Origin of the sequence: Paenibacillus sp. TAF43_2 (assembly GCF_052113545.1) — a bacterium.
Taxonomy (GTDB): domain Bacteria; phylum Bacillota; class Bacilli; order Paenibacillales; family Paenibacillaceae; genus Pristimantibacillus.
Genome location: NZ_JBFRDK010000121.1, coordinates 1 through 25,002 on the forward strand (window position 1 = coordinate 1; position 25,002 = coordinate 25,002).

Sequence of the window (25,002 nt, forward strand, 5' to 3'; positions counted from 1 at the left end):
GTACCATCTGCATACAGCCTTTTGACACATCTACATCCGTAAAAGCAACCCAAGCCGTAATAAGAGTCGGCTCTGCGCAGCATTGCCAGTATACGTAATCTTGATGCCAGCCTACATTTGCTGTTTCCTTTCCCGTTCCTCTGCCTGGTTTATAAAGCAGCTGATCATGAAATAGCCTAATCGTATCCGTCTTCATTAGTGCAGCTGCTATTCCCCCGATCGTAGCGTTTACCGCTACTTTGCGCAGCGTAAGGTCAGACCAATGCGAATTATCTGTTTTCCTTAGAGCCCGCGGATTGTCCTTACCTTCGAGCCATTGGCTTACCGGTTCTCTTCCCGTTTCATATTCGCCGCGATATAGACGATCCTGATGTTCGATTATTTCGGAAAGCTCAGCTTCTGAGAAAATTACAGGGGAAACCCAATAACCATTTTCAGCAAAAAATGTGAGATCTTCTTGTGCAGGGAGACAATCATCACGCAGTTGACCATTCATAGACATATTATGCACCTCATGCATTCATATTTTAAACATATGATCATTATAAACCGGTTAAAATACGATGTATTTTGCAATTCTATGCATAGATTTAAAGTTTTCGATCATCATTGCTTGTTGAGATTTTGTGCTGGAGATGTATAATCGAAGATAAAAGTTTTGAAGAGGAGAAGCGGTCATCAAATGAGTGAAAATAAATCATTAAAGAACGAGGTACCCAAACAGCATCTTGTTATTGAGAACGAAAGTGAGTTTCGAATCGAATTGCCCTTCGATTCTGATGCGAGCCATATTTATTATCTCGGTGTGAACCATTATGAAAACTGGAGCACATCGATTCATTATCATGATCATTTCGAATTGTGCTACGTGGATGAGGGGTACAGTCAATACAAAATCGATAAAACGGTTTATGAAATTGAGAAAGGGCAGCTCCTGCTTACTAAACCTGAAGAAATCCATTTTGGATTAGCAGGAAAACATAAGCCTTTCAAGCTCTATTACATCGGGTTTAGGCTGGAGAGGCTCCATCATTTGTATCCTGAATTTTATCGCATCGGGCTTCAACGAATCGCTCATGATCAAGATAATAGAGTAAAAGCACTATTCGAGCATATGATTACGGAAATTAAAAATAAAGCTTATTTAAGCTTGCCCATGGTGGAGGGGCTATTTCAACAGTTGCTTGTGACGACGCTCCGTTATTTTCTTGATCCAGCTTTAGCAGCAGAGGCCCCTCCAAGGCCGCTTAACGACGCGATTACTGAAGTAATGAATCAGCTGCATCGCGAGGTTCGCTATAACTATGATCCCGAGCAGCTAGCAAAGTCTATCCATATCAGCCGCTCGCATCTCGCAAGGGAATTCAAAAATGCCGTTGGCATTCCCCTTGGAGAATATGTTCGTCACTTATGCTTGGATAAAGCGAAGTCTGAGCTTCGAAGCACGTCGAAAGCGATCTCGCAAATCGCAGAAGAGCTGCAATTCTCATCTATTCATACGTTCAGCATATTTTTCAAACGATTTACAGGGCAAACGCCAACTCTCTATCGCCAATCTACAAAATCTAATCTATAAATAAATGCAGGACTTTTAATCTCATGTCCAGCCCAAAGAAGCCTTCCTGTCGACATGACGGGAAAGCTCCATCTGGATAAATAAAAGGGAGATCATGCAGGCTTATTTCAGCCTTACACTATAAAACCTCATTGCACGAGGCACTCCCTTGATTTCTAATTTGCCTGTGTAAATAAGCTCGCGCAGTCTATATTCGAAATAGCTGTCTCCAATACATTGCTCATAATAGCCCAATGCTTGGCCAACTACTCTGGCCGCCTTTATAAATTCATCTTTTGGTTTATGCTGCAGCAGCGACTCCGCCGTTTCATACAAATAATCATCCAAGTAATCTTCATCTACATGTTGAATTTTACTTTGATTCCAAATACGCAGCACCTCATCATGCTCTGCAAGCGCTAGCCATTCCTTCTCCAGTTGCTGCCTTATGTCGCCAGTTGTCTGCCCATTTTCCTCTGCTTCACCTATAACAGCCTTTAACTTATCTACCGGAACCTCTCCTAATTGCAAATAGTTAATGAATGTTTCAGGTGTATTATACCTTCTACTGCAGGCCTCTTCTGCATTAAACACGTAAATACCATTTAAATGGTGTCTAAGCAAATACAGCGCATAACGCAAACCAGTCTGTTCATGAGCATTGTTGCCACACCATATGACAATTGAAGCTTGCTCTGGAATTTGTGCTAATAAGCTTTGATGAGAGGAGGCTTCATCTTCCATATCAAAATATGATTCGTCATAACCAACATTAATATGATTTCTAAACCACTCCTTTCTCTTATGCCATCCCTCTTCCGTATGCAGCTGCCATATTGGGCCTATAGAGAAGCTTTCATTAAGAGTAATGACCTTATTGGAATCCGCTAACCCAAGCTGTTTAATAGCCAGTTTCAAACTGCCTGCAACAGAGTCTCCAAACACGATATGAATTTTCGTGACAGCCGAATCCAGCTCTCTCTTATTATTGTTTTGGGAATTCAGCAATGAATCGTAAAGTTCTTTCAAATTATTAAAAAGATCTTCTCGAGCCTCTAAATTCTGCTCCGCTGTCTCAATTTGAAGCATAACTAGCTTTAGAGCCTGTCTCACATCATCTGTAGAAAGCTCCTCGACCGCCTTGCGTATTTCCAACATTTTATTCAAAAGCTATCTCCTTCCTTTCCTCTTTACTTGGCGATACACATGGATAAGAATAAGCCAGAAGATCAAAGCCCCTTTTCTTCAAAATAGGAAGACTCATCGGACTAGCATCTACCGTCAGCAAGCGAAATCCATTTTCCCAAGCTGCCTGTGCTCGTACAGCAAGTAAAGAAGTATACAACCCTTTGTTTCGATAAGCCGACAAGGTTGAACCACCCCATAAGCTTCCAAAGGAAGTTCCATTATGCAAATACATCCAAGCCGCACTGACCGCTTTTCCATCTTCATAAGCTGCATAGATAAACAGGCTATCCGGATCATTTTTCAAATTTCGTATTAATTCCTCTCCAAGCTCGCGATGTGATTCTCCCCAAATTTCTTCTTCCAGTAAGACGATGTCATTGATTCCTGCTTCATCGACGATTCGTATGATAGAGGATGGAATTTCACAGGATAACATAAAATCACCTTCTGTTAGCTGCATAACCATCAATCCCTCGGGATCTCCAATCGTAAATCCATGCTCAAGAAGCTTATCCTTTAAATTGGCAGGCTGATCGTAGTCATATAGCTTCCACTCAAACCGCTGATCCAATTGCTTAAAGTAAGATAGCTGCTCATTAATCGCATGTTGAACCGTTTCATTTGTTAATGCTGAGTAGGTTACATAACCTTCACCGCCTGTAAGGGAAACCTGCCTTATCAGTCCACCTTCTACTTCACGGCGAAAGCCAGCAATGGTCTGATCTATCCGTTGTTCCTTATTAAACAATGCTATAAGTTGTTCTTTATTCATCGAATGCCTCCGTCGTCCATTTGTTCTTTCCATCTTACTTAGGTACGTGACTGCCTGCAAAAAAGATTCACATCTGTCTTGCTCAGTATGCCATACTAACAGACCGATCAGCAAAACAAAACGAGCCTATAGAATGATTACTATGGCTCGTTTTTTGAAGTTTTAGCTAAAAGGATAACTCCCTATGTTAGAAAAAATTCTTCTTATGTCTATTGCGATTCACGCTTTGGTTGATGAATAAACCCACCCTCGAAGGCGGTGTACCTAGCATAATCCTGACTCAGCGCTTCTCCAACCGGCTTCATCGTCTTTCTATCCATATGATAGATCCCGAATGTATCAATCCAATTGTTATGGTTCACGTACCAGTCATACATAATCCAGAAATCGATGCCGACGAGAAAACCATCACTTCTCAGCTGAGCCTCTCCATCTTCAGATATGACCGCTCGTTCCATCAGCGCCTGCAGCGTTTCCTTATAGGTTCTCATCTGCTCTGCCGCCATCGTATCCTGATCAGAGGACCAGTGCCCAAACTCGGTATTCCATATCGGCTTGTCCGGCCAAAGCTCATGCGCTTTTTGCAGAAAATCTTTTGTGCCTTCATAATACGTACTGCCATGGAATATGCCAAAATACATCGTCCAGCCCGCCAAATCCAGCGGCTCCATGGAAGGATCATGCGCACCTGGCTGGTCTGCAGCCGCACTTTGGGTCGTGAGACGTCCATCCGCATAATTTTGTTTCAGGTCCTTCACTAAACGTTTGTTGTAAACCGTTCGCAGTTCTACCTCAACGGATTCATTTTGCGTGCTCCACATCAGAACGGAAGGAGAGTTGTATTGGGAGAAAATCATCTCCCTCCACATTTGATCGGAAAGCCGCTTTTGCTCCTGTGCCTCAAAATGCTCACGAGTGAATTGCCAAAGCGGAATTTCACTGACGGTTGCAAGTCCGAGCCGATCCGTCAATAACGACGTGTATGCATGGTTCGGGTAATGTGCCGTTCTAACAAAATTAACATGCATGGACTGCCTCATTTGAACCAAATCATCTCGAATTTGCTTCCATGTCGCAGACCGCCCTGTATCCGGCCATTCCTCATGGCGAGCAACGCCGGCAAGAAATGCTGGACGTCCGTTCAACAACAGCTTTGTACCTTCCGTCGTAACTGTACGTATGCCAAACTGCGACGCATAACGATCCAACTGGGCAGTACGGTCCCCATATACAACTGCAAATTCCGCTACATACAGCTCTGGCTGCCAAAATGCCCATAAGCGAGGCTCTTGAATATGGACAATCGCTTCCATCACCCTCGTCTCATAAGGAGCTAGTGCTTCCGTCCAATTTAAATCGCCCGTCCATCTTGTTTGCTTGCCTTTAATATCCGCTGCGAGAGGTGAATTTAAGAATGCATCGGCTTCATGATCCGCATCAAAAATTTGCCCGCTAACGCTCACCTCTACAGCATCAGGTCCACGGTTTTCCAGAACGACACTAAACTTCACACGCCCCTCAATATCGAGCGGTACGATGTTTACTCTTGGTATATGGCATTTGGTAGTTCCGCTAATGTATAGGTCATGGATCACACCGGTGTAGTTGGACGCTGCGCCCAAGCAGAATCATCAAAGTCCACTTCAGTACGTCCGCCAGCTTCAAGAAGGGCGTGCTCGAACCACCGATCATTGCGCTCAGACAATGAGAAATCATGATCCGCAGCAAATCTTTCCTTCTTCCACATGCCCTTCAAGTCAAGCTTCAAACGCTGCTGAGCATCAAATGACGGTACAGGAATGCCATTTTGAAACGGGACTGCCACTCCGCTTACCTCGCGCAGTTCCATCGTCGTTTGAATCATGTTCATCTTTTCTTGCTGTACCAAACGAAGATCCATCGGTTTCTCCTCCAATTCACATCTATCATTCCTATTTCGCCGTATCGTTTGCCGTCTCTTAATTTCCGTCTGCCGGCTGATACACCCGAACGTACTCCAGCTCGAATGTTTGCGGGAAAACCGTCGTCTCATCTGGATAACCCGGCCAATTGCCGCCAACGGCCAAATTCAGCTGCAAGAAAAACGCACGATCGAAAGGTGCAGGGAATGGCTCGTTATCCGCTGCCTCATCCTTGCGCGTGAACCATGTCGTTGTCTGATAAAACTCCTTATCGTCGACGTACCACTTCATCCCGCTTGGCGTCCATTCCAGAGCAAAGTCATGAAACGCTTCTGCGAACGTTCCTTCTTCCAGACTTACTTTCCCGCCTCTATAAATGTGAGGATTGCCCATATGCAAAGTACCATGCACCTGCTCAGGCTCGTGTCCAAGATACTCCATAATGTCAATCTCGCCGCTGCTTGGCCAGCCGCCGTATTTCTCCATGTCCGTCGGCATCATCCATATGGCAGGCCACATTCCTTTGCCAAGCGGCATCTTAGCCCGGAACTCGAACCGGCCGTACGTCCAATCCGCATGGCCCTCCGTAATTAATTTCGCGGACGTATACGGCTTGCCCCCATGCTCCTGCTTCAACGCTTTGATGACTAGCTTGCCATCTTCAATATAAGAGTTGGCCGCATCCTCTGTATAAAACTGATCTTCATTATTCCCAAAGCCTGATCCTCCGGTTACATGCTTCCACTTGGTCCGATCGATTTCTTTGCCATCAAACTCATCGTTCCATACGAGCTTCCACCCATTTTTCTGCTGCGGAGCTTCTTTTTTATTTTCCATGCTGCACCCCATTATTAATAAGATAATTGCTATAAAAACACTAGAAATCTTGAAAAGTCTCTTCACCCAAGCTCCTCCTCTTACTCACCGGTAATACCAGCCCGATCAACGCCTTCCACAAACCAGCGCTGAAGCACAAAGTAGAGAATGAGCAGCGGTGCAATCGTCAGCAGCGTTCCAGCCAGCTTAATCGCTTCATTCAACTGACTGCCAGGAGTGCCCGGCGGGTACACCTTATTGTAGCTGTCTGTAAATTTTTGCAGCTCCAGCGGCAATATGGTCAGTTCGTTTCCGAAATAAAGACCCGCTAAATACGTTTCATTCCAGTACCATACAAATGAGAAAAGAAAGACGATAATGATTGCAGGAAGCGCCATAGGAACGGCAACGCGGTAAAAGATTTTCAAGCTGCCCGCTCCATCAATTTCCGCAGCCTCCTCCAGCACATCCGGTATGCTTCTAAAAAACTGATAAAAAATGAGAATAAACAATGCGCTTTTTAGACCCTGCCCGAGAATGGCCGGATATATAAACGTCTCCAGCGAGCCGAGCAGCCCGTATTGCTTAAACAAAAGATACGTCGGCATCATCGTAATTTGCGGCGGAATAACAAAGGTTACGAGCATGAGCACGAACAATATCTTTTTAAAAGGAAACTCAAATCGAGCAAAGCCATAACCGATAACGCCCGCCGATATCGTTTGCAGCAAGGCCGGAAGGCCTGCCACCCCAATTGTTTGCAAAAGCGTTTTTTCATAATCGAGCACGTTCAGCGCCTTCGAATAATTCTCGACATACAGCGTTGACGGAATCCACTTGATCATGGAGTTGACCAAATCATCCAAGCTCATGAAGCTGTTCACCAGCATAAATAACATCGGATACAAATAGACAAAGCCGATCGCGATCAGAAGGAGATATACTACAGCCTTGAACACAAATCCGTCGTTTTCTCCCATTCCGAACAACAGCTTACGGACTTTGCTCGCAGCGACTAACGTCTGTCTTTTCCACATGCAGCTCGCCTCCTTATCGTTTCTTCATTCTGAGCAGTCCAGTCCATATCGCTAGCACGATCATGATAATGATGAAATAAATCCATGCAATCGCGGTAGCGTAACCGAATCCGGTAATGGTGCTGAACATATTGTTTTTGATCAGAATAATAATTTCATTAAGCGCGAACGTCGAAACGTAAACGATCGTATAGATTACATTTACGATCACTAGCGGCATAAGCACTGGCAGCGTCACTTTCCAGAAGGACTCCCATGCCGACGCGCCATCGATGCGAGCCGCTTCATACATGGATCGGTCTACCTTTTGCAGCCCTGCTAGGAAAATAAGAATTTGAACGCCGGAGAACCAGAGAACCATAATGATTTGCTTAAACAAATACAGAATTGGCTCCGCAATAATCGGGCTCAAGCTGTTCTCAATCATCGTGAACATGCCGTACTGCTCTATATTCGGAATGGAGGACGCACCCTGGCTAAGCAGCTCGTTAATGACCGGCCCGCTCGTTATAATGACTGGCAGGAAAAATATCGTCCGAAACATGCCGCGAAATTTGATCTTCTGATTGATTAATAGCGCAATGATCAATGAAAAAACGATAATGATCGGTACGTTCAGCATCATTTCCATAACATAATTCAATATTTTCTCTACAAACACGGGATCAGAGAAAAATGCATAATTGAAATTTTCAAAGCCGATATACTTTGTTTTCACGCCGACAGGTGTAATTTTCACTTGATGGAAGCTAAGAAATAAGGAGTATAGCATCGGATATAAAGTAAAAACAAAAAATCCTACGATCCATGGCGACACAAACGCCAGACCGATAATCGCCTTTCTACGTTTGTTGGTCATTATGATTTTGGCCATCAGCGGTTCACCTCGATTACTTGAAAGCCTTTTGGCGGAACGCTAACGCCTTCCCATTGATAGTCGCGATTCGTGTAATTCACGAGCACTTCGACTCCGTTGTCATAAGAAACCTTAACAATGCCATCGCTTAGACGCTCATGGTTTTGCATCTTCGCACCTATTGTCGGCTTCAGCGCATCATCTAAAATGCGATAAGTCTCCGTCATCGAATCACGCCAATCCTTATATGCAGACGTGTAAACATCATTCGAATTAGTATGCTTCAGCTTATATGATGTCTCATGCGTCAAATAATAGGATGGATAAGAGCCTGTCTCGATCATGCGCAGTAGGCTTGCCTGCGGATTAGCGAAGAAGTTGCTGTAAGGGGCAAAATAATCCTTATAGCCCTTCAGCACCATTTGTACGAATGGCACCGTTTCACTGATATAAATATATTGCGATGACTCCATCGGCACGTCTAGCACTTGATCGGCATAAGGAAGCATATAATCATTTGGCGCATACATGAGCAAGGATGGAATGGCATCCGACAAACCTTGCATAGCAGCTTTATAAGATTGTGCTGTTTGACTGCGGCTTGAACGGCTTTTGCCGGCCATCTCGGAGAATAACACAGAGCCCGTCTCATCCACAGCAATTCCGCTTACGTTCTGGCTCACATATTGCTTTGTATTTTGTTTAACCAGCTTGCTCGTGGCTTCGGCAGATAAGTAATAGATAGTCTTGTATACTTCCTCATAGGTTGGTATCGTCAAAATTGACTTATCGATTTTTTTGGCGGCATCCGTCTGCGCAGAGAATCGTTTGGACGCTTCATTGCCCGTCGTAAAGTCGCTGTACAAATGAAGCGGATTTCCACTTTCCCGAAGCGATGCTGCGAGTCGCTCGAAATCCTTCTTCGAGCCAAGCGCTGACTCATATTTCACGGGCGATGGATTCGTTCCTGAATACCCGCCTTCATTCCAGCCCTTATAAACTACATTCACATTTCCGATGCCATTTTTCTTCATATCTCCAAGCATCTCTTCCAGTTGAGATACCGTCGTCATCGGAATAAGTCGCTTGGCGAACATGCCATTTTCAGTTTCAGCGCCAAGAACATCCATTTGCAGAGGAATCGCTGTGTCTGCTTTCCCCTTATCTCTCACAAGAATAGATTTCTCCTCCAGATATGCTTGATACGTCTTGGCCATGCCAACATAACTTGCGTCCTTGCCGTTCAAGAACGTATAACGAATTTGAATATCCTCTGGATTGCGAGCCTTCTCATAGACGATGACACCGCCAAGTGACCGGCTCGTTGGCTGAAGATAAGACTCTCTAGATAGAAATTGTGCCGTCGTCCAGTTGTATGGCGTATTGACTCCATTCGGATATGCAACGATTTTGGCATTGTATTGACCATTCTCTACGATGCCGAATAGTCCGTTGCCGCCTTCCGCGTGAACCATTCCGAATACGGGATATTGCACAGTCAGCGGTGGATTTGTGAAAATATCACGGTTAACTGTTTCGATGCCTTCGTTCGTACCATAAATCTTCGCTTCATAAGGGATTTTGAATTTCCCCTTATTGTCTGCAAGCCGGATTAATGCACCTGATCCGTCTGGAATGAACATATAACCGTCAACTTCACCAGCCTTGGTTGCTCCAAGAAACGGATAAACATATACGGACCCAAGCTTCGTTTTAGTTCCCTCAAGAATGCTTTGCTGCGGAATTCGGACCACCAATTGGTCCTTCTCCAGCGATACATGCAGCTCCATTCCAAGCTTCAGATCATCTAAACGAATAATAGCTTTAAATCCTTTTTCAAGCGACTCGAGGGTTATCGATTTATTCGCTTGAGAGACAAGATCCGTTCGCGTTGCATTCGGCTTGCTCTCCTCGAAATAATCAAGAGACAATCCCGATGCCATGAAATTTTTCCACGATTCATTGGATTCCGTGTCGATGATTTCGGAAGACCACATGTAGCCTGAGCGCTTATCCTTCACTTGAATGGACAAGCTTTGTTCTTTGAGATACAGCTCAAGATGTTCATTCTCCGCCACCTTGCGATAATCGGAGGATAGCTTTGACCCTGCCTCTTTATGATCAGGAAACGCGGACTGCAGCTCCGAATCTGGAATCGCACCCGTCTCCCTGCTAGAGCGGCCGTTACCAAAAAACAGGACATATACGATGGCAAAGGCTGCTGCTATGATGACGGCGGTTACAACTGGCCTAATCCATTTAGAGTTCCGCACGTATCATCAGCTCCCGTATGACAGAATAAACAAAATCAAATACCTGATCGAGCAGCACATACACAATAAATGCAACTAAGCTCAGAATCAACATGCCAAATAATGTGATCAAAATATTGCGAATCGTCTCGCGGACCGTGTAGTCATGGACTTCCTTCACCATAATAAATAGGAGAACCGCACACCACACGACGATGATGTTGCTTGAGAAGCTGTACAGGAACGCGTCATTGTTCGTCAGTACATTCGAGACGATGACGATGATAGGGCTGAACAACAAGTACGGTGCCAAAGCATAAATGGTACCTTTGTACACTTCAGAAAATTTGCCCTCGCCTTCATTGATTGTACTCACCAAGTAATTCGCAATGATCCATAGTGCAATCGGCGCAAATACTTTGGCAATCTCCTTTAACAAAATCAGGCTGGAAGGCTCCACGTTATTGAATATAAAGCCGGTGTAATAAAGTGCAAACACATACTCGGCAAAGAAAAGCACATACAAGAACGTCGCGGACCACAGGGATACCTTCCGTTCCTCCTTGATGCCATAAAAGCCTTCCAACGGGCTTTTAATAAATCGGGAAACAAACATTACATGCCGAATAAACGCTGCAGAGAAAACTTGCTCTTTCAACCGAATGACGGAATGAAATACTCCTGTTTTCCGATGCAGCCAGCGAACCAATATCCGCAGCACGAACAAAGTAATTCCGACATACAGCACATAAATCAAGTTGTTTTGAAGCCAGCGATTGCGAATTTCCCAGAAGGCATTGGAATACCCCTCCTTATCGTTCGCAATAACATATTCCTCGATCGCTTCTGCATATAATTGCTGCTTGTAGTAGGCATCTGCCAGTCCTTTGTGCGCGAGGTCGAACAAGTTGTTTTTGTTCAGCACCTGACTCCACGGCTCACGGCTCTTGACGTAGTGCCCTTCCTTATAAAGCTCAAGCGCATGATGAACCATACTTGTAAACTCTGTTGGCTTAAAGATTTGAATATTATTTCTTTCCTTGTCGACGACATAAATATTTTCGCCTGCATCTACTGCAATGCCAGCCGCATTAATGAACATGCCGATCCGCGACTTCCCATCATCGGGTGCACCGAACGAGAACAGCAAATTGCCCTCAGTGTCATATTCGAAAATAATGCCGGTTTGGCTAATCGTATAAATGTTGCCGCTCTTCGAAATAAATAGATCCGTATACAGCGGATGAAAAGTCATATCCGCAGGCAATAAATTGAAGCCGGAAATATTAAATCGTTTGACAGATCTTCCCTCGTCGCCTTGGGTAATCGTATAAATTAACCCCTTCTGATCAATGTCGATGCTTGTAGCAGAAGGCGGTACATTTTTGAATAACTTCGCTCGCTGTGCATCAGTAAACAAAAACCGCTCCAGCATAATACGAAAGCTCGCTTTGGATTCATTGCTGCCGAAATAGCCAAGAAAATCGCCATTCGAGCTCATCTGCACGACGCCGTTAGTCGATCCCTCGCTTATGATATATACGTTTCCGCGCTTATCGACCGTCACCTTCATCGGCTTAAAAGGATTGTTCTTGCCAAAGAGCGGCGATTCCGGCCTCGCAAAGATTTGCTTTACCGCATGGTCAGCGCCAAATTTAACGACTTGATTCAGTCCGCTGTCCGCTGCGTACACATCGCCTTTATGGTCAACGAATACACCAACCGGCGTCTGCAAAACCTCTTCACCGATGACCCGAATGAATTGCCCCTCGTCATCGAGGACGACGATACGATGATTGTTCGTATCTGCAACATAGATGTGGTTGCGCGCATCGATATAAATATCGGAAGGCCCGGAAAACTCAAGATCTCCCACCTTCTCAATTGAACCTGCGGGATGATAAGCATCCTGCGTTCGTACAAATTGCCTGTTATGGTCTTCCGTATAGGTCTTGTAAGGCGCTTCAGCGAGCACCATGGATGAGGAATCAAGCCATAGGAAGACGGCGAGAACAAGCAACAAAACCTTGCCGTTAATGTTCTTCATCGGAGTCTCCTCTATTTCAGTCCTGAATGCGCCATTGTGTTCATCACTTTGCTTTGCAGCAGTATAAAAATGACGAGGTTCGGAACGAACATAAGCAGCGATGCAGCTGCCGACATGCCTTGACCCGCGATGGTGTTGCCGGACCCCGACGCAACCGAGCTCATGAAGAACGATAATGTCTTCAAGCTCTCATCGTTGACATAATAATTTGAAGTCTCGACATTGTTCCATACCGCCTGAAAAGCAAGAATGGCGACTGTAGCAAGCGCGGGCATAATGACAGGTACAATGACCTTCCTGAACACCGTAAATTCACTCGCTCCGTCGATAATGGCTGCTTCTTTCAGCTCCTCGGGCACTTGATCAATAAATTGCTTCAGCAGAAACAGCCCAATCGGCATGGCCAGCAGCGGCAAAATATGAGCAAAATAGGTGTCCAGCATACCGGTCTGATCTACGACCAAGTACCGCGGAATTTGTACCGCGATTGGCACGAACATGAGGGCAAGCGTGTTCACCTCAAACAACACCTTGCGCAGCTTGAATTTCATCTTGGCCATCGCATAAGCAGCCAATGCGCTAATAAATACTGAAAAAAACATGACAGAGATCGTTACGAGCAAGCTGTTGAATATAAAACGGCTGAACGGAATACCTGATGTCGACGTCGTAAAAAACAAATCTCTAAAGTTATCAAATGTCGGCTTCTGTACGAGAAAGCGCGGCGGGAATGCAAACAGCTCATCAATCGGCTTGAATGCATGCGAGATGATAAATATGATTGGCAGCATCATAAAAAACGCCAAAGGAATAAGAATGGCATAAAATTTCAGCTGACTTTTGTGGAACTTGGTCGGATTGACTTTTGTACCTTGATAAGACAAAACTTGCACCCCCTACTCTTTCTCACCGAATAATTTCCACGAAAGCTTAGACAGCATATATACGCCGATCAGCAGCACAACAGAAATCGCGCTTGCATACCCCATCTCATAGCGAATGAGGCCATAATCAGCAATATGGTTGACGATCAACTGTCCCGAGTTTTGCGGAGTTGGGTTGCCGCCTGATAGCTGAACGCCGATTTCACCGGCTTGGAAGGTCGTTACAACCGCCATCACTGCGCCAAACAACATCTGCGGCCTCATCGAGGGAATCGTAATATAAATAATTTCTTGAAAACGATTCTGGATTCCATCGATATAACCTGCTTCGTATATCGTTTGATCAATGTTCAGAACACCTGCAAGCATAGCGAGGAAACCAACTCCCATGCTGCTCCATAATGACACGACAATCATGATCGTCATCAAATATTCGGGTGACTGCAGCCACTGTATCGGAGCGTTAATCAGCCCTAAATTAAGCAGCAAGGAGTTAATATATCCCGCTTGGTCACCGCTGAAGATAATTGTCCATACGACTGACATCGCTACTCCCATTGTCATCGAAGGAGAATAAATAATAAGGGCAAGAATGGTGCGCGGCTTGCTCGGAACTTGCGCCAGCATCCAAGCAAGCAGGAATGAAATGACATAGCCGCCCGGTCCTACGATCAAAGCAAACTTTATCGTGTTGGGCAGAACATTTTGCATAAAGATTTCATCGTGCGTAAGCAGATCGATATAGTTTTTGAAGCCGATCCACTCCGGCGCCTCTACCGTATTGAAATAAGTAAGGGAGAGGCCTGCCGCTACCACTACCGGGATAATAATAAACGTGCCGAACATCAAAAGATAAGGCGTCAGAAATAGGTAAGCCTCATTAAATCTGCGTGTCTTCATTTTCGCTCAACCCACTTGTCTATCGATGATATGGTCGGAACCGGATACGGCCTGATCATTTTGCCATTCGCATAATAGCCGAACTCTTCCATCTTCCGCATAATTTCACGATTAGTCCGTACTACAGCATCATCAATGGCCGTTCGCGGATTATCCCCGTTAAAGACAACCCTGTTCCAAACATTGCTAATTTCCCGCTCGACCATATAAGCGCCTGGCACGCGAGAAGGTTCTCTCACCCATTTGAACTGCTCGGAAATAACCTCTTTGTCTTCCTCCGGCCATGGTACCTGCTCGAGCGCTTCCAGATTAGCCGTGTTCCACATGAAGGTCATGCCATAGGTAGTCTGCATGAGATTGGCAAATTCGACCTGAACCGGCGTTGACAACCACCAATCGAGGAACTTCCAAGATTCCTCTGCATAGTCGGTGCCTTTAAATATCATTCCCGTCTGTCCGCCTGTCGGCGCCCATCTTGCTACCGTTCCATCCGGCTTCTCCACGCCTGGATGCAGCGCGATCTTCCATGTGTTGGCGATTTCCGGTGCAGCCGCCTTCAATTGAATATACGTATTGAAATCAGATATCCCTACCGGCATTGTGCCGTAACGGAAATGGTGATAGAAATTCGGTACGTCCTGCGGCAAGTTGTAGATCGTAAACAAGTCGGTCATAAACTTCATGCCCTCAAGCGCTTGCYCACTGTCGATTGCGGTGTTCATCCCGCTCTCATCAAACAATTCTCCGTCGAATTGATAAATAAACGGCGTCGTTGCATTAAAAGGCTTGAAGCCTTTGTACTGGGCAAGCGGCTCATAGAAGTTCATGCCAAGCCGCTGCAGCTCAGGCAGCATCTCAACCACGTCCTGCCACGTATCCGGCGGCGACAGCTTCATCGAATCCAAAATATCCTGCCGGTAAAACAGCACCCAAAAATTTTGCGTTTCCGGCAATGCATATACGCCTTCCTCAAACGAAAATGGAATAATCGCACCTTTGGAGAAACGCTTGATGCTCTCCTCGTAACCAGCGAATTGCCGCAAATCCATAGCCGCATTCCGAATGGCCAGTTCATAGGGAATCCAGTTGCTCACTCCTAGGGCAACATCCGGCTGACGATTGGATGCGTTAGCCAGAACGAGCTTATTCTCGTCCGGCATAATGGACAGCTTAACGGCAATGCCCGATTCCGGCGTAAACTGCTCATCGATCATCTTCTGCATGAGCTCAACGAAAGGCCTTGGGCGATTGACCCAAACCTCCAGCTCACCATTTATTTTGTTTGAGCTTGAATAGGATTGTTTCGTAAAGGATAAGAAAAAGCGTTTAACCGTTTCCCCTGATTTCTTGAAAAAACCTGCATTTGGAGACGGCAGCTTGCCATCCTGAGAAACATAAATCCGGTCAAGTGCAAGCGGAGACTCTGAAATGCTCTGCAAAAGCGTACCTAGCAATTGAGAGGCAGACGCCGACCCTTCAGAAAACAGATTTAGGCGATTGGGCAATTCGTTAGGGTCCTTCGCAAGGGATCGCAATTGCTTCGAAGCCAGCTTCAAATTGACAATTTCGCCAATTTCCTTCACCTTCGGGTTAAGCAGGCTAATTTCTTCGAAGCGTTGATCAAGATCATCCGCCCAGCTAGAGAGCTGTTTATCTAGCTCCGGCATATACTCAAGTAGATTCCAATCTCTATACAAATCTAGTTTATTTCCTGTCAGCTTCTTGATTTCCAGCGTCATTCGGCTGATCTCTCTCATTTTGGCGAAGATATCCTCTGCTAGAGGACGCATATGTGATAAATTCACTGTCATGCTGAGCGTATGCTTGCCCTTCGTCATATAAAATTGATAAGGCTTATCCTCACTGCCAAGCGTCTCATTCCGCCATTTTTTCGTATAAGGAAAAGCATAATTGTCCACCTCGCGGAAAGGAACTACGCCATCGAGCTCAATTCGGCGAAATACGGGCAAATCATATTGAGTATTTTGCAAGTATTTCAAAGCAATTTGATAGTACCCATCCTGAGGAACCTCCAGCTCCCACGTCAGCGATTGACCGCCTTCTTCATAGGAACCCGCATCGATCATATTGAGCAGCAGCTTGTTCGTTTCGTAGGGCGTCACCTTGCTATCGCGTGACGAGGCTGCTCTGATGGAGGAATCGTTTTTATACAGCAGTTGCTCCGCTTCGGTTATGAGCAGTGTGTCGATGCGCTCAGCACCCGTTTCTTCTGCTGGGAAGCTCATTAAATAGTTTTCATATGTTTGTATTTGGGCAGGGGCTTCTACTCTCACATCGCCAAGCAGCAACTCTCCCCTGGTATTGACTAACGTAACGGTGTTCAAGCCTTCTTTTAATTGAAACTTTAAAGGCTCCATATGAAAATAACTAGAATCCATGGCATATACCGTCTGCCATAACTTCACTTTCTGGGAACGCGGCAGCAGCTCGTTGCCATAACGATCCCACTTTTCTGCAAGAGGTTTGTTCTCCCACCTGCTAGGAAACAAAATATGACGGCTTTCATAGAACGGGTATTGTCCGTTGATTTGCAAATAACCCTCTGTGGGCAAAATGCTGTCATCCAGCATGTAATAATCAAACGCTAGTTGATATAACCCCGTTTTTTCAACATGAATGTCGAACGTGATCTTTGCGTCTTTATTCCAACGAAGTGTCTCCTGGCCGTAATTGAAGCTATCTTGTAGAGAGACTAGTAATGCTGCGTTTTCCACATTTTTGGCAGGTGAAACGATGATGTTCGCGTTTGGAATGATAGGAACCTCAGACCACTCTTGAAGCTTTTCTGAATAGGTCTTCTCCAGCAGATTAAGCGCATCCGCTGAGCCTTCTGCCTTGGGCGCTGCCGCTTGCTCCGATTCAGCTTGTACTAACGATCCCGGGAGTCCGCTAGCAAGAAGAGCTGCAATCATCAAGCATATCAGTAAGATTTGATAAGTTTTTTTCATGGTCTCTTCCCTGCCTATGCTTCATTAATGCCGCAGATGCGAAAGATCATAAAGCTTCTCCCGCATCTACGGTCAATCTGTATTATTGACTTAATCTTTGCAGCGCTTGACCTACGAACTCATTTGCTTTGTCTTCCATTTCTTTCGCTTTATCAGCAGGCTTTAATTCACCGTTTGCGAACTTCTCATATATTTTTTGTTCATCGGATGCCCAAGCACTGAATTCTCTCCAGCCCGGAAGAACCTTGTTATAATCTGGAACAGCATCGCCGAGCAATCCAATGGCTGCTTTCGCACCGTCTAGCTTCAGCTCGCCCGTCAGCTTCTCCCATACCTCAGGGAAATCAGCAACTGGGAATTTATCGATGTTGATGTTTAATTCCTTGTTCAGCTCAAGACGCTTCAGCCAGCCATCCTTGCTCCATGACATAAATTTCATCAGCTCATAAGCAGCTTCTGGATGTTTGGTTGTGGAGGATACACCGATATAGTCAAGGACTACAGGCATCTTTTGTCCCGCATTGCCAGCTGGGTATGGATAGAAATCTACGACGCCAGCTCCCGACTTTTCCATTTCCGGCGGCAAGGAATTCATATTCCAAGAACCGTCAATTCCGAGTGCTACATGCCCTTTCTGCAGCGGCCAAGCTCCYTCTTCGCCGAATACTTTTGTTTTTTCTTCGCCAGTCATTTTTTCTTCCACTTTCAACCTGCGAAGCTCAAGCTGTTGGTTGTAGCCATCGATCCACTGCTGATTCGTGAAATGGAATTTCTCACCGTCAAATGTGTTGTAGCCTAGCGCACTATCATTCGCCATTGGCCAGTGTTCATTGAAAGATAGATTGCCCCACGGGCCTGAAATCCCATAAATATGTTCCGAAGGCTTGGATACCTTCTTGGCGATGTCGATCATCTCTGTAATGGTCCAATTATATCCAGGAAGCGGAATGTTGTTTTTCTCAAGCAGCGTTTTATTCACATAGACACCCATAATAAACTGGAAAGTAGGCGATGCTAGGCGCTTGCCGCCATAAACCGCTTGCTTCGCAATATTCGGATAAATAGCCTGCGTTTCCTCATCTTGATCCCAATATGGTGACAGATCGAGCAGCCATTCGTTCTCTACGCCTACAGGTACACTTTCTACCCAGAACACGTCAGGCAATTTGCTCGCGCTGGCTGCTGCAGTCAACGCATCTGTCCAAGGCCAGTTGATCGTATCGTCTTTCTCTACTGTAATATTCGGATATTTTGCCATGAAGGCTTTCATCATTTCGCCTTCCATCTTCGGGTCTTCCCAGCTTGCAAACTTTAATGTAATTTTCTCTGTTTGCCATGATGGCGTCTCTTCTGCCTTGGTATTGTCCTCTGTCGGCTTATTCGTAGCAGTAGAAGTAGATCCTTCATTTGTTTTGTTGTTCCCGCCTGAACAGGCAGCTAATACGGTGACGAATAACGACAATACCAGTAATAATGAAAATATTTTCCTACTTTTCATTTCACTATCCCCTTTTTTCAAATGATATATGGATACACTTGCATGTACCTAAGGTTAGGCATTACTTTTTGAAAACGATTTCATAAATGGTTGCTGTCGCATACGAGAACATGGAAGTCGTGTCTCTTGTATGCAAAGCGGCTATATTTTAAAATGGTATCGATTTCATTTTATTAAAAAGAGATATTCATAATCTGAAATTATGATTGCACTCTTTTATAATTAGAAGAAGCACGAATGCACAGCTGAGAATCAACAACGACAATACGCTCATCGTCGTCCGYCATCTCGCCCTTAATTTTCTTGATAAGCATTTCCGCAGCAGCATAGCCCATTTCAATCTTTAATTGATTAACCGTGCTAAGCTGAGGCACCAAATATCTCGAAACTCTTTCATTGTCTACGCCAAAAACAGCTAGATCCTGAGGGATTCTTACATTCGCTTCTCTGCACGCGGCATAAATGCCTAATGCCATCTCATCATTGGCAGAAAAAACAGCTGTGAACTTCTGCCCTGCATCCCAAAGGCGCTTTAAAGCTGAGTATCCGCCTCTTTTGTTGAAATCGCCATTTTCCACAAGCTCTGGCCGGAACGGAATGCCGTGTTTTTCTAATCCTTTGATGTAGCCTTCCAGACGATCCAAGCTATCGATCGCATCATTATAGCCGCTTATGAATGCTATATCTTTGTGCCCCTGCTCGATGAGATGCTCAACCACGTGCATGGCAACCTCTGTCGTATTCGTTTGGACGTTATAAATTCTGGAATCCAGAATGCTTCGTCCAATAGATCCTATAACATAACCTCTGTCGAGCAGCTCCATAACCGTCTCTTTCGGCAGTAACGACTCAATTAGGATCATACCGTCAACCGTTCTGTTCGTTAGCATTTGAAGATAACCGAGCTCAATTTCTCTGCTGTTTTGGGTATCGCAGATAATGACTTTAAATTTCTCCAAATGCGCCTTGTTCTGAATTCCTTTTACTAAATTAGAGTAATACGCAACCATAATATCAGGCACAATTATTCCAATAGTAAACGTTTTTTGCTGGCGTAGATTTTTGGCTGCAGCATTGGGAACGTAATTCATTTGCTCAATAACCATGAGAACCTTTTCCCTCGTTTTGTTCTTAACGAGCGGGTTATTGTTTAACACGCGCGAGACAGTAGTCGGTGATACCTTTGCCGCTTTAGCTACATCAACGATATTAACATCCATAAGATTCGACCTTTGCTATAAATTTTGTCAGATATAAACAAATAAAGCGCTATCAAGTTGATATTTAATAATATAGCAAAAAATGAAATCGATTTCAATAGTTATTTTGAGCAATATTTCCATTGTTTCCATGTACGCCATTGCCATAAGAAAAGGTGATCCACACCGCATTTTACGGATAGAATCACCTTGAGCATTTTTAAAGAATAACCTTAAATGGATTACTCTTTGTCTAGGAAACGCCAGAAGTTTCGATTCAGCATATCATCCAGATCCCGCTTGATCTCCTCCTCCGTCACCGTCCATCCGCTATGATGCAGCTTCTCGTATTTCGCTGCAAGAACATTGCCAATGATTTTTCTAGAATGCTCCCATTTGTAAATCAATTGCTCAAACACACGGCAATCAGAATGCTGAGGAATCATTGAAGTGCCTAGAAGCTCTATGCGGAATCGTGTCATTTCTTCAACCATCGATTCAATATGCAGAAACCACCAGCAGCCAAATATCATCAGATTCCGGAACTTACGAGCTAGCACCGTTAATTCATGCTGATTTTCTCTGGCCAGCATCGTGATGAGAAACTTCTGCTCGGGGTAACGGCGGCATAAGGCTTCCACTGCCGATACATCAGACAGCATGCTCATATCGCCAGCTAATCTGAGTGATGGGTTCACCCGTCTGCGAACGCCAATCATTAACGCAAACGGAATACTTTTTGCTTGGCATACAGGGATCATAACCTCATCAATCATCTTGCTTCGATGATCATCGGCTGGATATTCAAAATCACCAGGCATCGACACGGCAAGATAAAGCGCATCCATCCGAGTAATCCATTCCGAGAGAAAACGTCTTGTTTCTGCCTTTGTCCGCTCAGACCATTCCGCTTGTACATCATAACCAAGATTTTGCAGCTCTTTCACCGCATGATCCCAATCATTAAGAAGCGCATCAACTCGCAGCGCTGCATAGAAACGGGCATCCGTCTTTCCTTTGCCTGACAGCCAAACCGGACGTTCAATCGGATCAAACGGATCGTTCGTCATGACGATTTTTTCAATTCCAGCGATCTGCATGACCGTATCTACCTGCTGTTCTACCGTACGCTTCGCAAGTGCTTGCCGGTAATCGTCCAGATTGCGTGAGGATACATCGAATCCAAGACGTTTAACAATCGTAATAAAACCGCTTGCAGCTTCGCTTACAGGAGAATGATCAATGAACAGCTGCTTCCATATCCAGTCCGCCTGCTCGCGCTTTGTCATCGACCAGAATTGGCTGTACTCCTCCTCTGACCATCTGAACGACTCTGAAATTAAGTAATGATAAGTCAACAGCTCATCGATGCCCCATAAAAGCAGTTCCCCAAATTCAGGAGCATATAGATGCGTATGCATATCCGTAACAGGCGTGCTCATAGCTAAACGATCAACCGTCACTTTAATATCTGCCAGGCTTGCAATGGTTTGAGTACTCATTTTCTTTTCCCCTCTCTTATTGGCTTCAACAGTTTCCCCCAAAGCTTTATGCGCCTTATGTGTTCAAATGCAGTCGTTGTTGTCCGTTTCCTTTAGCTGAAAACGCGGTCTTGTCATATCGTCATCGCACCAAATCCGCCATCCACGCGGAAGAATGAGCCAGTAACAAATGAAGAGGCTTGGGATGAAGCCAAATAAACAACCGCGCCCTTCAGCTCATCCGGGTTTCCGAAACGCTTCATTGGCGTATGCTGCATAATCGACTCTACTCTTTCGGGTGAAAGTATTTTTCTGTTCTGCTCCGCCGGGAAAAAACCTGGAATAATAGCGTTAACTCTTACGCGGTCTGGCGCAAATTCACGTGCTAGAAATTGCGTGATGCTGTTAACTCCTGCCTTCGATGCTGAGTAAGTAAACACGCGAGAGAGCGGTGGTGATGAGGAAACAGAAGAGATATTGATAATGGAGCCGCCGCTGCCCTGTTCAATCATTTGTTTACCGAACACTTGGCAAGCCAGCACAACACTCTTTAAATTGACGTCCATAATTCGATCCCATTCATCCATTTCCAAATCAAAAAAAGGCGTGGGGCTGTTTGTTCCTGAAGCATTTACAAGGGTATCTATACGTCCTCCCCATTGCAGAATATCGTTCAGCACCGCTTCTAGTTCATCTTTTTTTGTTGCATCTGCTTGCAAAGAGATCGCCGTTCCGCCGCTGCTATTTATTTGATCACATACTAATTTTGCTTTCTCCATATCGCGGCCAACGATGGCTACTTTTGATCCCGCTTCAGCCAGTGCAGAAGCCATGGCACTGCCAAGAACACCATTTCCACCGATTACAACGGATACGGTATCTGTTAAATTAAACATGAGAAAACCACCTTATAATCAAAATAACAACGTTGTTATTTTTCATAATATCGCAATAAGCCCAAACTGTCTACACCAATTATACCGCTTTCATTTGCATAATAATTGGACTATGATAGGATGTATGACTTATGATAATAGTCGTTAAAGTTCCTTTCGGAGGGAAGCTATGGTAACCATCAAAGATATCGCAGAGCGTGCAGGCGTCAGCTTTTCTACTGTATCCAAGGCACTTAGAGACAGCCCGCTCGTACAAAATAAAACGAAACAGCATATCCTTTCCATCGCAAAAGACATGGGTTATCAACCCAATATTGCTGCTCGAAGCCTCGTCTCGAGAAAAAGCGGCGCGATTGGCATCGTATGGCCATCAATAGAACGCGCAGCCCTATCATCCCTTCTTACACGGCTTAATGAGGAGCTAGAGAAATACGGCTATATCACGTTGCTGTCTATTAGCAACATCGAATTCGCGATCGAAACTTTTCGCCGCTATCAAGTGGATGCCATACTCGCCTTTGGAGACAGGGATAATAAACCTAATCCAATCGACTCCAGCGCCATGCAAATCCCAATTCTCACCTATGGTGCCGCTGACTATACGCCCTATTCCGCAGTCGATGTTAACCGTGGCCAAGCCATTCGGCTAGCGGTTCGTCACTTGGCAAATTTAGGTCATAAAGAAATAGCATACATCGGGGAACCGAAGTCGCATGACCCGCTGCAAGCTGTAAAAATCGAAGCCTTTCAAGAAGAGATTAGACATCATGGGCTGAGTTTAACAGATGATTCCATTCTCCAAATGAACGGTTTAGAATTTCACGATGGTTATATTGCTGCACGAATGATGCTGGATCGTCCTCTTCGACCAACAGCTTTCATAAGCGGCGGTATCGATCTAACTCGCGGCATCCTTCGCGCCGTCAGTGAACTCGGCCTCTCCGTCCCTCATGATGTTTCTGTCGTTAGTTACGACAATCTTCCGCAGATGGAGAATCTTGAGGTTCCAATGACCGTCGTAGGTGTTGCCCTCTCCTCCATCGCAGCGGCAATAGCCAAAACCATACTTGAGCTTATCGATGCTCCAAACATGATTAAGACCGTCCACTTGGAACCCGAACTTGTCATCCGCTCATCAACTTCTAAACCGTTTTCAAATGCTGAATAGGGCTGTCCCGTGAAGTAGATAACACTACTTGAGGATAGCCCTGTTGTTTGAATATCTATAAACTTAGGGAGGAATGATTATGACTATTATCAATAAAGAGGAGTTTATTGCATCAGAATCGGAGCTTAGATCACTTATTGGCTATCCCAGCGAACTCGTACAGCATAAAGATATTACTCACTTGGATGAACATTGTCGAGATTTTATAGCAAAGTCACCCTTCGTGTTTATTTCAACCTCTAACTCAGATGGGCAGTGTGACGGCTCCCCTAGAGGTGATACGGCAGGTTTTGTTCACGTGATTGATGATAAGCACCTCGTAATTCCAGAGCGCCCAGGAAATAAAAGAATAGATTCATTACGAAATATACTTTCAAATCCACAAATCGGCTTAGTTTTCCTCATTCCTGGACTTGGCGAAACATTGCGAATAAATGGGCGCGCCTTTATTACCAAAGATAACGAATTGTTAGCAATAATGGCTGTAAACGAAAAAATTCCTTTATTAGGCATCGTGGTTGCCGTAGAAGAATGTTTCCTGCACTGTGCCAAAGCATTTAGACGGTCAAAACTATGGGAATCGCATTCATGGCTACCTAAAAATGAATTGCCTTCCCCTTCAAAGATCATAGCCTCTCATGTAAATCTTGAAGGAGTAACCTCCGAACTCGTAGCTGCTAGATTGGAACAAGGTTACACCAAACGACTGTATTAGTTGTTTTACCTATGAGCCATTGCTATACCGGCAAGCTTCTTACCGCTTTTGCTACAATTCTTTTCGTTTCCTTCGCCTTTGAGCGCTTCAACCAGTCATTACAAATAGCTCTTACCCACTCAGGATTAGTTTTGCTAGCGTCATTCATCCAGTTGCCTACTGAATCCTGAACATATTTGGCTTCATCGCTGTTCACAGCTTCTAATAGGGAAAGAGCCATAGCAGGATTTTCTTTCAGCTCAGCAATATGTTTGGCCCATACGCCTCGCGGTCGAGTGGATTCAATGGCAAATCTCCTAATATTCGCATCATGATCACGCACCCAATCTTTGAGTAAATGAAGTGCTCCTAGTAAATCATTGGAGATGGATTCCCTTAAAGCCATCCAAGCAATCTCGCGAACGCCAAAATGGTGATCTGCCGCAAAAGGACGAATCGATGCAAGCTTCTCTACTAAACTTAAACGTTGATCCACTCCAATAATAAAAGCAGCCCAGCAGCGAACACTGTCTGATGGATGAGCAGCTAATTTGTCGTAAAGTTTAGACTGCTCTTCTTCTGCTAGTCGAGCGAATAAGCTAAGCCATTCCTTTGCGATAGCAGGTATGATTTTCATAATTTTTTTCTCGTTCAAATGTTTCAGCCTATCCAGAATGGGATCGGATTCTTGATCCAAACCAAGCTCGTTTAGTACATTTTGCAGCAGTACAATATGATCGACAACGAGCCATTCCGTCAAATTGACCGTCTCCAGTTTCCCCATATGAATCAGTTCTATCACTTCATTTGGAATATCGCTCAACTTTCTTGCACCTTTGCGGTACAAAATGGAGTCAGAAATGACCATCGCTTTCTCATTATTCATAAC

21 protein-coding genes are annotated in these 25,002 nt (G+C 44.8%); 3 read left to right on the top strand and 18 right to left on the bottom strand.

Annotated features, from left to right (window positions below; all coding sequences use genetic code 11):
• Nucleotides 1-502: phytanoyl-CoA dioxygenase family protein (locus AB4Z17_RS22460; protein WP_441962168.1), on the bottom strand; the 502-nt coding region annotated here is incomplete at its 3' end.
• A 180-nt stretch (nucleotides 503-682) separates the two neighbouring features.
• Here AB4Z17_RS22460 and AB4Z17_RS22465 point away from each other — a divergent pair.
• Nucleotides 683-1,576, top strand: coding sequence for an AraC family transcriptional regulator (locus AB4Z17_RS22465; protein WP_441962169.1), 894 nt, complete (start codon nucleotides 683-685; stop codon nucleotides 1,574-1,576).
• Nucleotides 1,577-1,678: 102 nt separating this feature from the next.
• Here AB4Z17_RS22465 and AB4Z17_RS22470 read toward each other — a convergent pair whose 3' ends face one another.
• The 16 genes from AB4Z17_RS22470 to AB4Z17_RS22545 all read right to left on the bottom strand — a co-directional run bounded on the left by AB4Z17_RS22470 (nucleotide 1,679) and on the right by AB4Z17_RS22545 (nucleotide 22,251).
• Nucleotides 1,679-2,713, bottom strand: coding sequence for a DUF1835 domain-containing protein (locus tag AB4Z17_RS22470; RefSeq protein WP_441962188.1), 1,035 nt, complete (start codon nucleotides 2,711-2,713; stop codon nucleotides 1,679-1,681).
• 1 nt (nucleotide 2,714) lies between these two features.
• On the bottom strand, nucleotides 2,715-3,515 hold the full coding sequence (locus AB4Z17_RS22475) for a GNAT family N-acetyltransferase (RefSeq protein ID WP_441962171.1): 801 nt from the start codon (nucleotides 3,513-3,515) through the stop codon (nucleotides 2,715-2,717).
• Nucleotides 3,516-3,724: 209 nt separating this feature from the next.
• Entirely contained in the window at nucleotides 3,725-5,110 is a 1,386-nt protein-coding gene (locus AB4Z17_RS22480) for a glycoside hydrolase family 2 TIM barrel-domain containing protein (RefSeq protein WP_441962173.1), read from the bottom strand.
• On the bottom strand, nucleotides 5,107-5,415 hold the full coding sequence (locus AB4Z17_RS22485; RefSeq protein ID WP_441962175.1) for a hypothetical protein: 309 nt from the start codon (nucleotides 5,413-5,415) through the stop codon (nucleotides 5,107-5,109). The genes AB4Z17_RS22480 and AB4Z17_RS22485 overlap by 4 nt, the downstream gene beginning before the upstream one ends.
• Before the next feature lie 58 nt (nucleotides 5,416-5,473).
• A complete protein-coding gene (locus tag AB4Z17_RS22490) occupies nucleotides 5,474-6,253 on the bottom strand; it encodes a glycoside hydrolase family 16 protein (protein WP_441962176.1) in 780 nt (259 codons plus the stop codon).
• 80 nt (nucleotides 6,254-6,333) lie between these two features.
• On the bottom strand, nucleotides 6,334-7,269 hold the full coding sequence (locus AB4Z17_RS22495) for a carbohydrate ABC transporter permease (RefSeq protein ID WP_076270923.1): 936 nt from the start codon (nucleotides 7,267-7,269) through the stop codon (nucleotides 6,334-6,336).
• Nucleotides 7,270-7,282: 13 nt separating this feature from the next.
• Nucleotides 7,283-8,143: a carbohydrate ABC transporter permease gene (locus AB4Z17_RS22500; protein ID WP_083682581.1), complete on the bottom strand. Its 861-nt coding sequence runs from the start codon at nucleotides 8,141-8,143 to the stop codon at nucleotides 7,283-7,285.
• On the bottom strand, nucleotides 8,143-10,398 hold the full coding sequence (locus AB4Z17_RS22505) for a DUF5696 domain-containing protein (RefSeq protein ID WP_441962177.1): 2,256 nt from the start codon (nucleotides 10,396-10,398) through the stop codon (nucleotides 8,143-8,145). The genes AB4Z17_RS22500 and AB4Z17_RS22505 overlap by 1 nt, the downstream gene beginning before the upstream one ends.
• Nucleotides 10,385-12,424 carry a YIP1 family protein gene (locus AB4Z17_RS22510; RefSeq protein ID WP_441962178.1) on the bottom strand — a complete coding sequence of 680 codons (2,040 nt, stop codon included), beginning with the start codon at nucleotides 12,422-12,424 and terminating at the stop codon, nucleotides 10,385-10,387. Before AB4Z17_RS22510 ends, AB4Z17_RS22505 begins: the two co-directional genes overlap by 14 nt.
• 11 nt (nucleotides 12,425-12,435) lie before the next feature.
• Complete coding sequence (locus AB4Z17_RS22515; protein WP_083682583.1) at nucleotides 12,436-13,308, bottom strand: carbohydrate ABC transporter permease; 873 nt, start codon at nucleotides 13,306-13,308, stop codon at nucleotides 12,436-12,438.
• Between the two features lie 12 nt (nucleotides 13,309-13,320).
• Complete coding sequence (locus tag AB4Z17_RS22520) at nucleotides 13,321-14,208, bottom strand: carbohydrate ABC transporter permease (protein WP_441909462.1); 888 nt, start codon at nucleotides 14,206-14,208, stop codon at nucleotides 13,321-13,323.
• Nucleotides 14,205-17,177, bottom strand: coding sequence for an extracellular solute-binding protein (locus tag AB4Z17_RS22525; protein WP_441962180.1), 2,973 nt, complete (start codon nucleotides 17,175-17,177; stop codon nucleotides 14,205-14,207). Before AB4Z17_RS22525 ends, AB4Z17_RS22520 begins: the two co-directional genes overlap by 4 nt.
• Nucleotides 17,178-17,259: 82 nt before the next feature.
• Nucleotides 17,260-18,675, bottom strand: a complete 1,416-nt coding sequence (locus AB4Z17_RS22530) for an ABC transporter substrate-binding protein (protein ID WP_441962182.1) — start codon at nucleotides 18,673-18,675, stop codon at nucleotides 17,260-17,262.
• A gap of 200 nt (nucleotides 18,676-18,875) precedes the next feature.
• Nucleotides 18,876-19,895: a LacI family DNA-binding transcriptional regulator gene (locus AB4Z17_RS22535; protein WP_441962183.1), complete on the bottom strand. Its 1,020-nt coding sequence runs from the start codon at nucleotides 19,893-19,895 to the stop codon at nucleotides 18,876-18,878.
• Nucleotides 19,896-20,116: 221 nt separating this feature from the next.
• A complete protein-coding gene (locus AB4Z17_RS22540) occupies nucleotides 20,117-21,376 on the bottom strand; it encodes a glucuronate isomerase (protein ID WP_441962184.1) in 1,260 nt (419 codons plus the stop codon).
• A 113-nt stretch (nucleotides 21,377-21,489) separates the two neighbouring features.
• Nucleotides 21,490-22,251 carry an SDR family oxidoreductase gene (locus AB4Z17_RS22545; protein WP_441962185.1) on the bottom strand — a complete coding sequence of 254 codons (762 nt, stop codon included), beginning with the start codon at nucleotides 22,249-22,251 and terminating at the stop codon, nucleotides 21,490-21,492.
• A gap of 169 nt (nucleotides 22,252-22,420) precedes the next feature.
• Between AB4Z17_RS22545 and AB4Z17_RS22550 the strand changes: the two genes are divergently transcribed.
• A complete protein-coding gene (locus AB4Z17_RS22550) occupies nucleotides 22,421-23,419 on the top strand; it encodes a LacI family DNA-binding transcriptional regulator (protein WP_441962186.1) in 999 nt (332 codons plus the stop codon).
• 79 nt (nucleotides 23,420-23,498) lie between these two features.
• Nucleotides 23,499-24,134 (top strand): pyridoxamine 5'-phosphate oxidase family protein, encoded by a 636-nt coding sequence (locus tag AB4Z17_RS22555; protein ID WP_441909454.1) that lies wholly within the window; start codon nucleotides 23,499-23,501, stop codon nucleotides 24,132-24,134.
• A 22-nt stretch (nucleotides 24,135-24,156) separates the two neighbouring features.
• On the opposite strand, the gene AB4Z17_RS22560 is transcribed toward AB4Z17_RS22555, so the two are convergent.
• Nucleotides 24,157-24,963 carry a DNA alkylation repair protein gene (locus AB4Z17_RS22560; RefSeq protein WP_441962190.1) on the bottom strand — a complete coding sequence of 269 codons (807 nt, stop codon included), beginning with the start codon at nucleotides 24,961-24,963 and terminating at the stop codon, nucleotides 24,157-24,159.
• Between the last annotated feature and the right edge of the window lie 39 nt (nucleotides 24,964-25,002).